The organism is Hymenobacter sp. YC55 (assembly GCF_029433095.1).
Classification (GTDB): domain Bacteria; phylum Bacteroidota; class Bacteroidia; order Cytophagales; family Hymenobacteraceae; genus Hymenobacter.
Window position 1 is genome coordinate 155,662 of record NZ_JARNTX010000007.1, and the last position, 12,001, is coordinate 167,662.

Below are 12,001 nucleotides of genomic sequence, written 5' to 3' on the forward strand. Positions count from 1 at the left end.
GAACGCTTGTGTGACTGTACCAGTCAGTTGGATCGAGGAAGGAGTTGCGGTAAGCGTTCAACCCACTTCGCAATCGAATTGGCAGTTTACAAAAGCTCGATCAAGTAAGGCGACAGCGCACCCCTTCCTGCTGGTTGGCTTCTGAGCAGGCTAAATTGTCGCCGGACACTTCTCCGCCAGGCGCCCCCAAACAAAACTGCCAGCAGACAGGCTGACCGAGTAGCACATCGCATCGTTCGTTTTGGCTGGCGCACGAAAGGGGTGATCTTTGGCGTATGCCTCGCAAAGAAGAACTGCCCCAGATCAACCTCAAGTTGCCGGTGCCCGACTACACCCTGCTCCAGGCCGAAGCCGCCCGCGCCGGTGTCGCCGTCAACACCTATGCTCGCCAGCTGGTCCTCACCCGGGGCCGCCAACCCCTGGCGGCCGAAGCCGCGGCCGTTCAGGCGCACTATCAGCCCCGGGAAGCGGCCCACAAGGAGTTGCTAAGCGAGTATGCCCATGCCGCGGCGCAGGCCAAACGGCTCGCCCAGCAACAGACCTACTTTCGCGAGCAGTTTCGCTTGCTTCAGTACTACCTCGCCAAAGGCGAGCTGGCCCAAGCCGAACAAGCCGTCAGCGACGCCCTGGCCACGCCGCTGATCCACGTCGTGTTACCCGGCGAAGCGGCCCCATCCCTGCCGCCCGATCCATTAGCCGACGCACCGCGGGTGTGATTGCAGGGTCTATACACTCGGCTAAATTTAGTTAAACGCTTTACTTTCAATATATTGCATACTATAGCAAGAAGAAAAAAGGCGATTTTAGGCCGAAAAGCCCCGGGGATACCCCCTTTTTTCTCCGGAGCGAAACAGGGGATACCCCCTTTTTGCTCCGGTTGGCGGAGGGGATACTCCTTTTTTGCTCCGGTTAGCGCGCCCAAAAGCTCCGGAGCCACAAGAGGTCGAGCAAAAACGCGGTTTGCAGCGAATTGACCGGATAACGACCGGAGCCAACAGCGCGCCTCCGCCCAGACGGAGCAGTAGGTGTAGCGGGCGATGGTGGGCGGATAATCAGGACGGGTTGACGCGCCCGTAGTTCGAGCCCCGCCTCCTGTAAGAGGGTAAAAGGCCACGCTGTTTCCGCACCGCTTTAGTGGTCGACATTCTTCTACGCCTGATAAGGGTCCCTTATCACAGCTATACAGCGATGCTTTGGACGCTACTAACGCCCTTGAGTGCAGCTGCCAAAGCAAAGTTTAGTATAAAAATTATATTTTGTTCTGTGCGAGGTGTCATCCAGATAGAATCCGGTCAAATGGGTGGAATTCGCCTTTTTGAGTTGCCATATTAGCTCCGCTGTAAGCTGTTTTACTAGGAATAATATAATAAAGTCTCTGCTTAATGTATAAGTACCACGTATTCTGTATCCTGTCCTACTAAGTAAAGAGCAGAATAGCCCTCCAAGGCCTAGTTTTTCGCTGCGTACCACAACCCGCTTTTCCTCGGGACGCATCCGGATAAAATCAAAGGGGCATCCGGATGAAAAGGCGGAGCCATCCGGATAGATAGGCGGCCTCCATCGGTTTCAAACGCCAAAATGGCCGTGCGAATCGGAGTTTCTACCAACTGCGCCCCGTTTTCAACGAATGCTCAAGGGTGGCTGAACGGGAAAGGGTCTGAAATGCGACCGTTTTCTGGCTGGCACTTTGCTTCCTTATTGCTTTTGCTGGACCCTACTGCTACCTTATGGTTTAACGAACCGCATGACTCGCTCTTCTGATGCAGTTCTCTTCTTTAGTCAGTCCCTACCAAGAAGCGTTGCACTTTAATGGCATCATGCTCGTGCTCGTGGGCGCGTTGTACAGTAGCGGCTTGCTATTAGGTAGCTTCAGCCTGCTCCTAGTATTCCTTTTCGTAGCCCTGCTTTGGGGCGTAGCGCAACTCCTGCTCGGGGTTCACGCGCTCGTAACGGGTCAGGTACGGTTGGCTTTACTGTACGGAGCCTTAACCTTGGCCATTGCCAGGCTGGATTGGTGGCTTCTAGAGGAGTTCCAATACTACTAAGTTTGCCGTTCCAGTTAGCTCCCTATTTCGAACACTTTTGGTACCCCCGCTAACGCCCCCGAAAACGCGGATTTTCGGGGGCGTTTTTGGATAAGTAATCCGAACACCTACTTTACTCAAGCTGGGCGGTACTGCTAGATAGTCCTCCGGTGGGAGTAGATCTTTGTACTATTATAAATATCTTGCACTTTATCTATTTTGCATTCCTCTCCTTTTATGCATCTACTCTTATCTACCCTTTTCCTAACTGTTGCTTGCCTGCTCAGCACCTCACCCCAGGCTATCGCCCAAGCCCCTGCCCCTACCACGCAGTGGGACAAGACCTTTGGCGGCAGTGACCTTGACGGCCTCGAGGCGTTGCAGCAAACCAGTGACGGGGGCTACATTCTGGGAGGGGGGACAAATTCCGGCATCAGCGGCGATAAAACCCAAGGCAATCAAGGAAGTGGTGATTACTGGATCGTTAAGCTTGACGCTAACGGCATCAAGCAATGGGACAAGACTTTCGGTGGTAGTGATCAAGAATACTTCACCGCGCTGCAGCAAACCACTGATGGGGGGTATATCCTAGGGGGCAGATCTAGTTCCAGCATCGGCGGCGACAAAACGCAACCTAGTCAAGGAGAGGTCGATTACTGGGTGGTCAAGCTTGACGCTAATGGCGCTAAACAGTGGGATAAGACGTTTGGCGGCAATAACCTCGATAACCTCCTCGCGCTACAACAAACCAGTGACGGCGGCTACATGCTCGGGGGGCAATCAAATTCCGGCATCAGCGGTGATAAAACCCAAGGCAATCAAGGAGAGTTTGACTACTGGGTAGTCAAGCTTGATGCTAGTGGCACCAAACAGTGGGATAAAACCTTTGGTGGCCGTAACATGGACGGCCTCGAGGCGTTGCAACAAACCAGTGACGGGGGCTATATTCTGGGAGGCTTTTCTAACTCTGACATCAGCGGCGACAAAACGCAAGGCAATCAAGGGAGTCAAGGAGGCTACGACTACTGGGTAATCAAGCTTGACGCCAACGGCACCACGCAGTGGGATAAGACGTTTGGCGGCAATAAGCTTGACGGCCTCAATGCCTTGCAGCAAACCAGTGATGGGGGCTATATCCTCGGAGGGTGGTCAGATTCTGACAGTAGTGGTGATAAGACCCAAGCTAGTCAAGGCTATGGTGATTACTGGGTAGTCAAGCTTGACGCCAACGGCATTAAACAGTGGGACAAGACTTTCGGTGGCAGTGACCTTGATAATCTCACCGGGCTACAGCAAACCCGTGACGGCGGCTATATACTCGGGGGCGAATCATATTCTGACAACAGCGGTGATAAAACCCAAGGCAATCAAGGAAGATCCGACTACTGGGTGGTCAAGCTTGGAGCTCTGCCGCTCGCTACCACGTCAGCTACTCCCCGCCCTACTCTCTGCGCTTACCCCAATCCCACGCGCACCCAGTTTACCCTGCGCGGCCCGCTGGGTACGCCCTACCAGTTGCTCGACCAGTTCGGCCACATCGTACGCTTGGGCCAGGTATCCGCCCAGCCGTTGGACGTGCAGACCCTGCCCGCTGGTCTCTACCTGCTGCGCGATACCAGTAGTGGCCGTACCAGTAAACTCATGAAAGAGTAGTTTCGCTGCCTGTTGAGCGGGCTTGCCGGAACCCCGCTCATGCAGTGAAAACAGGCCGATTGTCCGTCACAGTTTTAGCCCAACTGCCCCGAAAAACTGCGTCGCTCCAGCAGCACCATCTGCCTAGGCGACTTGCAAATAGCCTTGCCACTTTATAGCAACTAATGTAATACCGAGCTACAAGCTGCTCGCTCTCTGCCTTAGCAAAGCAGATAGGTTAACATAAAAAAGACTTCTCGGACAACATTTACGACCTTGGGCTACTTAGTGCTCCTTTAGGAAAGAGCTATTGCTATGAAAACCTATTTCCGATTACCCGTCCTTTTACTAGGAATAGTGTTCGCACAATGTACGGGCACTGCAGAGGTGGTGCCAGCAGTGGATTACGATCAAGTCAGCCAAGAGCTCATGCAAGCGCTTGCGCCACAGCTCGTCGGTACTTGGACCCTACGGCAAGTACACGTTTCCTTTCAACGAGGTGCTTATTATCAAGCACAGATTCCCATCATCCGCGATACACTCTTTCAAGACTTGGCGACCCTGACGATTCGCCCTGCGCAGACGCTCCGCAAATCTTCTCCAGACAAGCGCTATCCCGAATTTGAAGGCACCCTCCTGTTCCGCAGTAAATCCTATCCCGTTTACTTCGAGTTGCGGGCACATCCGGACCGCGTGGTGCAACAGCAAGGTCCGCAGGCTTTGTTCATGCTGGAAACCAACTTCCCAGTAGGCTCGCGCATTATGGAACCCGAAGAGCAATTTCTAAGGAATCTCGGGCTGCTGGGCGACAACTATTCCTTGGATCTAATAGACGGGCAGCCCACCATGATTTGGCGCGGTTTGAGTCGAGGAGTTAATCGAGTAGAGCTTCGAAAATAATGGTATTATGAAAGTATAAGTAGTTACTTCTTGCTGCATCCTACCTCTTGCTTTTATCTCTTAACGTAATAGTTATTCTCGGACTGCCCTCGGGATAGTGGTAGTTTTACTTACTGCGCCAGTTTCCTAAAATTTTGTATTTATCAAACATGCCGAAGCCGTATAAGCTACTTATTTGCCGACGGTCAACAGGTCAGGTTCTGAACATTGATACGAAGACGCTATTTTCTGGAAGTGAAGAGCAGTTGCCGTTTCTCTATTTCAATTCTTTCAAGGAGGCCGAAGCATTTGCTCAGGAAGTGACAGCCCGCATTAGCAACCTCGAGGTTGCTATCTACGAGGGCGCTATTTTCCTAAATAATGTTTGCAACCAGCAGTAGCCGTCTTTCTATTCCGTAGATATGTTAGGGTATACTATCCAACCTCCACTCTTATCGTTACCCCTCACTCATCAAGTAGCATTTGCCGCGTTGACGTGTGAGCGAATGCTGGCCGCAATCAGCTGGTTTGATAGATTCGAAATGCTGCCAGGAACGCCGCTTTTCCGCACGGCCATTGCTGCCCTTTGCGCCTTCGGGTTAAACGAGCCGATTGAGGTGGATGAATTCGCCCGTTTGCAGCAGCAACTTGAGGCGTTCTGGCCGGATTTGGACGAGAGCACCAATCCGGCTGCTTCGTATGCGTTCGACGCGTGCGTGGCCTTAAGCGAAGCGTTAGCCCTGGTACAAGACCAGGAGCTGGAACACCTGGTACAATGCGCAACAGCGGCCACAGACACAGTGGATATGTACGTGCAAGAGGTAACAGGTGTGGACCTACCCCCAGATGAACTGAATACCTTCCTCGAGGCCTCCCCCCTTATGCAACGGGAACTCGCGCGGCAGGATGCCTTAGTTCAGGCTCTCACCACAGAGCCTGAGTTAACAGCAGCAATGCTAGACCAACTGCGCTTTCTCAATGGACAGGAGCAGTTGGTAGACTTTTCCGTGTTCTAGACCAGTCGTTCAGGTGAATGGTCAAGCGAGCGAAACTGGCCCTTCGATGAACCTTAGGCTGTTGTTAGTTCGCCGCCTTCCTGAACGGTAATGCCTTCTACTTGCCGAAAGGTCCCGTTGAATAAAGGCAGATCAGCAATCTAGAGAACGTCTTGTCGCAAGGCAGCTGGCATGTCGCCTTCTGGCTGTTTCAACTTTCGATAAGGTCCCTGGTGGGGTTGCCAATCAAAAACATACAGTCCTTGCCGAGCAAAGTCCTCCCACACGGCAAGGGAGCCTGTAGGAGGCAAATCGATGCTGAGCGCGGCGCGGTCATGGTCTTGAAAATGCGGCGGCACGTTGCGGGGCACGGGCCCCAGGCCAGCGGTCGAAAACAACCCTATGTTGCCTTCGGCATCCTGGGCAAACCAATCAAATTCAAGACCACAGAATCGCTCGCTGAAGGTAAGATGGGGCACAGGCCTAGTCATTTTTACTTGCTAAGAACTACTCTTCACAACACCTAAACTAGCTTCGTGCCGAGCACTTCGTGTGAAGCCACTAGGTGTCAGACCTATTTTACGGAGCGACTAAGAACGCTTTTTACTTGCCTACTCGTTTTCGACCTACTCGTACATCATGGGACTAAGCAGAGCAACAACTATATGCTTGCCGGGTAATCCGCCGGAGACAATAGCGAATTTTCTGCGCGAAAAGCTCATGGGAGTTCCAGCCGTTGCGGAAGACATCTCTTTCGCTGGTATCACCGTGGGCGTTTTCGACATAACACAGGAACTACACTACACCCACGCGTTCCTGGCCGAACGAAAGATGCTGGAGGTAGGGAAATATGATGCCTATGTCAACGTGTTCGACCTAACTACTATGGTGAGTATGGATTGTAATTTTTACTCGCTTTTCTACCCCCACTTCTTATTACTCGTCGAAATAGTCGCACAGGAGCTTAGTAAGCATTTTGGCGTGTACGCGTTGGTGTCGATTGATACGGTCAATGAGCCGTATTGCTTATTTGATAAAGGTGTACGTGTAATAATACCTCCTGCCAATCCGGACAGTTGTTAAACGACCGTTTTCTAAGCGTTACGGACCAGTTTACGTGCTGTGAAGGGCGTTTATAGCACGTAAAGAAGAGGTATCGTGGTAGAAAAACTACCGAACGCACCTTATTCAATCTACATAGAGGGACTGAAGCATGGTTTGGCCAACCGCTTTCAAGGTTTTGCGGTCGATAAGGCTCATATTATCTGCTGTAGTGTGGTGATAGGGTGGAAAAATACTACCGGGAAGGTAGTAATGGTAGATGTCAACTGTCGGAATACCCGCTTTATTAGTGTACACATGGTCATCAATGATAGCCGTGGTGGTATCGTAGCGGAAGAAATCCGAATACCCGAGCCGGTTGGCCGTATTCCAAAGTTTATCGACCGTGCCCTTGGCGTAGGTGCGGGAGATACCCTCGCGCGTGAACCGGGCCCCTTTCGCCCCGACCATATCAAGCAAGACGCCATAGTCGGGTTTGTAGTTGGCAGGCAGTAGGTGCGTCGCCCAGTACTGCGACCCCAGGCACCAGGAGTTGGTGTTGCTGCCGGTGAGGTGATTCCGCAGGTGCGCTTGTGTGGTTTCGTCGTAGCCCCAGTCCTCCGCATCGAAGAAAATGAAATCAACGCCGACGTTGGGCGCTAAGGAATCGGGTTGCTCACTAAGTACCCGGGCCATCTCCAGCGCCACCGCGACCGCACTAGCCCCATCGGCAGCCCCGTCCAGGGGGGCATTTTGGTGTTCTTGGTCTTTGTCGGCAAAAGGCCGCGTATCCCAGTGGGCAAATACGGCGACGCGACGTACTGCCTGCGGCTGATATTGGGCAATGAGGTTGCGGGCGCGGATGCTAGCTCCAGTGAAGGTCATCGCCTCAAAAGGCTGCTCTGTAACCTTCAACCCATAAGCTTTGAGTTGATCTAATAACTAATTCCCGCACGCCACGTGCGCTTTCGAATTGGGGACGCGCGGTCCAAACGCTACTTGTTTGGCCGTAAAGGCATAAGCAGAGTCGGCGTTGAAAACAGGCGCTCGGGGGAGTGCCGTTTCCCTCACGTCACCGCCCTCGGTTTCTGCGGCTTTATCTCGACAGGCACTCAGTGAAAAGAGTAGAACGAATCCCGCCAGGGAGAGGTAGGCTTTCATCTAGTACGGGTTAAAAAACGGACTGCAGGCAGTCCCAGCGCACGTACGCTGTTAAAGCCCCTACTACTTACAACGTACCCCATCGGCCATGGAGACGAGGCACGTTAAAAACTGCCATTTTTACCGAGCTCAGAGTACGAGCTAACGGCTGTTAACAGATAAAAAACCAGATAAACGAAGGGCGTTCTGGAAGCGATCGGCAGGCAAAAGTCTTTTGTAAGCGCTGGTTTATAGTTGGGGAGTAAGCGCTTATTTCCCGAGCTTTTCCGCTAAGAACTTCTCCAATTCTTCCGGCGTGATATTTCTTTGTACCACCTTTCCCGTCTGGTCGAGTAAGAAGGTGGTGGGAAAGGAATACACCGCTAATTGAGTAGCTGCCACGGCATTCTCGTCTAAATACTGCACCCACGGCAGTTCATATTCCTTGATCCGCTTCTGCCAGAGCGGGACCTCAGCGGTTTTGTCGGTTGAGATGCTGACGACCTCAAAGCCTTGGGGCTGATAGGTGGCGTAGAGCTTCTTTAGGGCCGGAAAGGACTCGATGCACGGGCGGCAGCGGCAGAACCAGAAATCAACCAGCGTGTACTTCGCTTTCGGTAGCTGCAACTGCTGCGCGGGTTGACTGACGCCCGCCACGCGAAAAGACGGGAAAACGGCCCCCTGTTTGATCAGCGCCTGGCGCATATCCTGCTGCGCAAGTTGCCACGGACGCGACGCTTGGACGCTCGCTGAAAAGAGGGCTAACGTACTTTCGCGCAACTCGGAATGCCCAAACGCACTGAAGCGCTCTATCAGGCTCCAGAGCGCCACGTAAGAAGCGGGATGAGTTTGCACGTACGCCTGCAAGGTACTATCATACCGGCTGGCTTCATCCCACGCTAGCTCATCGAAACTACGCTGGTGACAATCAGCGTCCGCGCGGGCTTTGGTGAAGAACGGGATAAACGAGTTTCGATATTCGGCAGCGGTCGTCCCCTCCACCTGCTGGCACTCTTCGGCCTGATAATCGAGGCGCATCGTGCGGGTGGAGGCATCGAGGAAGTAGGCTCCCTTGCGGTAAATGCGCCGGCCCTTATCGCTTTGCAACAGGATGCGCCGCAGTTGCGGGTAGGGGACCGTTGTGGCCAGCAAGAAGGTATTGTTTTGAATCTTAGCCGCAGGCCGGGGGCCTTCAAAATATTTAGGATCAATCCGGCCGGCGACAAAAAAAATGGAGTCCTCGATTACTGTCTTGCCTACTATTTCCCCTCTAATCGTACGGGAGGCTGCCGGTTTCCCGGACCTAGCGTCTCCTTTTTTCGAAGCACGTACCTGGTTCGCCGGTGGCACTTGGGCAAACGAGGCGAAAGTGACGAGGCAGCAAAGGCTCAGCAACAAGATATTTTTCATGGTACAGCTATTTACTATAGGGGTTGTCGCGTACTTGGCCTTATAAGAAGCTATAATATAGCAAGTTGAATTTTGTAGACTAAACCCTGGGCTTTGTGTCATACTTCGTGTAGGCCTGCTGCATCCAGCTTTTAGCTACTGTAGCTGCGATTCGAAACCGCAACGCATGGCGGCCCTGCGCTTAACCCGCTACTGGATCGAGATTATCTATCCTACTTCTGCGTCGGCTGTTCGTCAACACTTCGGGGTGAGCGCGTACTTCTGGGACGATGCGCTTGTCCTTGTCTCCACCTGTAGGGCTTATCACGCGGCACAAGGGCCACAGCTGGGAACTAATGTGATCGACGTCGATGTGCGTACTGTGGATCAAGCCTATATCCTACCCAATAGGCTCCCGCCAACTCTTCGCGGCGTGTGGTTTCCGATGGGCTAGTGAACATAAAAACAACTTATAAGCAGGATCGCGGAGTAGTGGTGGTTTTCGGATAGCTCAAAAGCCAGACTAGTATCGACTTTCTCAGACCAATTGCTTGTTTCGCTAAAGGAACGGCGACTCGTAGTCACGCGAGTTCGTTTACTTAGGGGGATGGGCGGCTCGGTAGGACTGCGAGGCCGACGTATGGCGCACATACAACAGCGCATCGAAGGCCTCTGGTAAGGGTGGGTACCAGCTAAACTGGCCTTGGGCTTGCGCCGCGCCGCCAAGCTGCCGAAACAAGTGCTTCTGCTGCAGCCACTGCGCCGCGGGTCCTGCGTCGCGGCTAGGGCGCAGCGATAACCAGTAGGTCGACGCGGTGGCCTGGTCAAGCCAGGCCTCACAGGAATTGGCTACGGGCACCTGCAAAGGGATGGGCAGGAAGCGCCCGTCCGCCGCGAAGATGTTGGCCGTACCTCTTCCTGTGCTCAAGGCCGCGGCCACGTACGCCGGCCCCAGTTGCTGGGCTAGATAGGAGCCCATCCGCTTACTGCGCGCATCCCGTCGGAGATGGGCATTATGAGCCCATATTACTATTTTGGCGGTGGGTTCCTGCGCGAGCAGCCACCCGACATTGCGGGCCATGGCCTGGTCTCGGACCGAGCTGCGCAGGCCTTGTTGCAATAGCTGCGCCCGCTGCCGTAACACCTGCCCGTGCTGCTGCAGGGTGGCCGGAACCGCGCCCGTGCGCAGGTGCTCGACGAGTTGATCGGACAAGCGGACGATGCGCCGAGTGGTGGCGGCCGCTGCCTGGTAGGGGTTTTTAGGCAGTGCGAAGTAGCACGTTTGCAACTCGCGCACCTGCCGCCGCAGTACGGTGTCGGCACGTTGCAAAGCGAATTGTTCTAACCGAAACAGATTCGGGTAGGGGTCCTGCATATCGATGCCGACGTAGCGCAGTTTGCGGGTATGGGCTTGGTTATAGCGCCGCATCCATTCCACCAGCTCCCAGAACTCGGTGGTATTCCAGACTTCAAAGCCCGTAGCCGAGTGCACGGTGAGCGAATCGCCCTGGCCGGTCTGGATATAGTCGTTGAGGATTTCGGCCCACCCATAGTCGGCCTCGATGGCAAAGGTGGTAAAGCCTTGCTGGGTGACCAGGTAGTCGACGAGTCGATGCTTGAGCTGGAAAAACTCGCGGCTGCCGTGGGTGGCCTCGCCCAAACCCACGACCCGGGCTTGCGATACGAGCGGGGCCAGGGGCAGTAGGTCGGCAACGTCCGGGCCGGGTTCCAGGTGCGCAATGGCAGAGAGATGCTGATTGAGCCACGCTATCTCACTCGGACTTTGCGCCTGTCCGCGAGCGGCTAGGAGCAGGAATAGCAGCCATAGCACAGGAGGGAAGGCAAGGGAAGCAAGACGCATAACACGGAAGGTAAATCAGGTGTATAAACAGCTCACTAGGAAGAGTCGCTCGAGCCGTTACGCGTTGCAAAGACGACTAGTTAGACCCTATCACCTGCCGCAAACAATCCTCTCTAGCCTATAAATTGGCAAGTAACGTTTCTGAAGCAATGGATAAGAAGGTTTTCTCAGGCAGCTGGTAGTTTACAAAGGGTGCTCGGCAAGTATCCTAGAGCCCGTTTGGACACTTGGTTAAGGGGATCGTTTAACAACTGTCCGTTTGGATCATAATGGCTGATCGAGTACTATCTAACAACAGTTACAGGCCCTAAGTATCCTTCCCATTGGCCTTACTTGGATTCCGGACTTGGTTGCCCAGACGCAATGGAGGGGAAAATAAACTGAGTGAATTCTTCTTCCATCGCCCGGCGGCGCGTGGACAGGGCAGGATCGAGCTGATCCTCCTGTACTTGGCGCGGCGTTGGCGCGGGCGCCGAGGCCAGTAAATACAACCAGCCTGGCTGTTGACTCATGGCCACCGCATATTCGAGTCGCAGTTCGGTGCCTACGGTTGATGCGCGGACAAACCCGCCCTTCTCTGTTTTCTGAAACCCTTTGGCTTGCCAATCTGGATGGCCAATGACGTGTAGGGTTCGCAACCAGTAGGTTGGAGCCGCATAGGTGTGGCTCGTAAACAAGAGGGCGGTCTGCTTTCGCCGTAGTCCCAAGGACCTTAGTTATTTTTTGGTCACCCGATCTGCCTGATTGCGGGGGTGCAGTTCCACGTCATAGTCGCCGTAAAGTTGCAAGCGCGTATTGAGCTGGCGATTGTAGTACGTCATGGTCGTGCCATCTTGCCGCTCATTACTGTGCGTGAGGGGGTGGGGAGTAACCGCACAGGATCCGAGCCCGAGGCTTAAGGCCGTTAACACGCAAGCAGCAGAAGCGAGAGACGAATTGATTGGAATCATAGAAAGGCAGCTAGCTGCACAAGAATTGGAGAACGAGTGGATGCCATGTGGTCAAGTGCCCGGCGTATAGGCCCTGACCAGTGGTCAAGA

The 12,001-nt window shown here is 53.8% G+C and carries 12 protein-coding genes; 6 read left to right on the top strand and 6 right to left on the bottom strand.

What is annotated here, in order from left to right:
- The first annotated feature begins 275 nt into the window (after positions 1-275).
- The 5 genes from P1X16_RS27640 to P1X16_RS27660 all read left to right on the top strand — a co-directional run bounded on the left by P1X16_RS27640 (position 276) and on the right by P1X16_RS27660 (position 5,551).
- The gene (locus tag P1X16_RS27640; protein ID WP_277235838.1) at positions 276-716 is read left to right on the top strand and encodes a hypothetical protein; all 441 of its coding nucleotides are present in this window, start codon (positions 276-278) and stop codon (positions 714-716) included.
- Between the two features lie 1,044 nt (positions 717-1,760).
- Positions 1,761-2,045: a hypothetical protein gene (locus P1X16_RS27645; RefSeq protein WP_277235840.1), complete on the top strand. Its 285-nt coding sequence runs from the start codon at positions 1,761-1,763 to the stop codon at positions 2,043-2,045.
- Positions 2,046-2,261: 216 nt separating this feature from the next.
- Entirely contained in the window at positions 2,262-3,677 is a 1,416-nt protein-coding gene (locus P1X16_RS27650) for a T9SS type A sorting domain-containing protein (RefSeq protein WP_277235841.1), read from the top strand.
- Between the two features lie 294 nt (positions 3,678-3,971).
- Positions 3,972-4,556, top strand: coding sequence for a hypothetical protein (locus tag P1X16_RS27655; RefSeq protein ID WP_277235843.1), 585 nt, complete (start codon positions 3,972-3,974; stop codon positions 4,554-4,556).
- Between the two features lie 401 nt (positions 4,557-4,957).
- Positions 4,958-5,551, top strand: a complete 594-nt coding sequence (locus P1X16_RS27660) for a DUF416 family protein (protein ID WP_277235845.1) — start codon at positions 4,958-4,960, stop codon at positions 5,549-5,551.
- Between the two features lie 140 nt (positions 5,552-5,691).
- On the opposite strand, the gene P1X16_RS27665 is transcribed toward P1X16_RS27660, so the two are convergent.
- Positions 5,692-6,009, bottom strand: a complete 318-nt coding sequence (locus P1X16_RS27665) for a hypothetical protein (RefSeq protein WP_277235847.1) — start codon at positions 6,007-6,009, stop codon at positions 5,692-5,694.
- 160 nt (positions 6,010-6,169) lie between these two features.
- On the opposite strand from P1X16_RS27665, the gene P1X16_RS27670 reads away from it, so the two are divergent.
- A complete protein-coding gene (locus P1X16_RS27670; protein WP_277235849.1) occupies positions 6,170-6,613 on the top strand; it encodes a hypothetical protein in 444 nt (147 codons plus the stop codon).
- A 105-nt stretch (positions 6,614-6,718) separates the two neighbouring features.
- On the opposite strand, the gene P1X16_RS27675 is transcribed toward P1X16_RS27670, so the two are convergent.
- The 5 genes from P1X16_RS27675 to P1X16_RS27695 form a co-directional block, all read right to left on the bottom strand.
- Entirely contained in the window at positions 6,719-7,456 is a 738-nt protein-coding gene (locus P1X16_RS27675) for a M28 family peptidase (RefSeq protein WP_277235851.1), read from the bottom strand.
- Positions 7,457-7,981: 525 nt separating this feature from the next.
- On the bottom strand, positions 7,982-9,121 hold the full coding sequence (locus tag P1X16_RS27680) for a TlpA disulfide reductase family protein (protein WP_277235853.1): 1,140 nt from the start codon (positions 9,119-9,121) through the stop codon (positions 7,982-7,984).
- Positions 9,122-9,695: 574 nt separating this feature from the next.
- A complete protein-coding gene (locus tag P1X16_RS27685) occupies positions 9,696-10,961 on the bottom strand; it encodes an erythromycin esterase family protein (protein WP_277235855.1) in 1,266 nt (421 codons plus the stop codon).
- 329 nt (positions 10,962-11,290) lie between these two features.
- Entirely contained in the window at positions 11,291-11,668 is a 378-nt protein-coding gene (locus P1X16_RS27690; RefSeq protein WP_277235857.1) for a hypothetical protein, read from the bottom strand.
- 9 nt (positions 11,669-11,677) lie between these two features.
- Positions 11,678-11,911: a hypothetical protein gene (locus P1X16_RS27695; protein WP_277235859.1), complete on the bottom strand. Its 234-nt coding sequence runs from the start codon at positions 11,909-11,911 to the stop codon at positions 11,678-11,680.
- Between the last annotated feature and the right edge of the window lie 90 nt (positions 11,912-12,001).

Coding starts and splice junctions, on each gene's coding strand:
- P1X16_RS27640 (WP_277235838.1), top strand. CDS start 276: ATGCCTCGCAAAGAAGAACTGCCCCAGATCAACCTCAAGTTGCCGGTG.
- P1X16_RS27645 (WP_277235840.1), top strand. CDS start 1,761: ATGCAGTTCTCTTCTTTAGTCAGTCCCTACCAAGAAGCGTTGCACTTT.
- P1X16_RS27650 (WP_277235841.1), top strand. CDS start 2,262: ATGCATCTACTCTTATCTACCCTTTTCCTAACTGTTGCTTGCCTGCTC.
- P1X16_RS27655 (WP_277235843.1), top strand. CDS start 3,972: ATGAAAACCTATTTCCGATTACCCGTCCTTTTACTAGGAATAGTGTTC.
- P1X16_RS27660 (WP_277235845.1), top strand. CDS start 4,958: ATGTTAGGGTATACTATCCAACCTCCACTCTTATCGTTACCCCTCACT.
- P1X16_RS27670 (WP_277235849.1), top strand. CDS start 6,170: ATGGGACTAAGCAGAGCAACAACTATATGCTTGCCGGGTAATCCGCCG.
- P1X16_RS27675 (WP_277235851.1), bottom strand. CDS start 7,456: ATGACCTTCACTGGAGCTAGCATCCGCGCCCGCAACCTCATTGCCCAA.
- P1X16_RS27680 (WP_277235853.1), bottom strand. CDS start 9,121: ATGAAAAATATCTTGTTGCTGAGCCTTTGCTGCCTCGTCACTTTCGCC.
- P1X16_RS27685 (WP_277235855.1), bottom strand. CDS start 10,961: ATGCGTCTTGCTTCCCTTGCCTTCCCTCCTGTGCTATGGCTGCTATTC.
- P1X16_RS27695 (WP_277235859.1), bottom strand. CDS start 11,911: ATGATTCCAATCAATTCGTCTCTCGCTTCTGCTGCTTGCGTGTTAACG.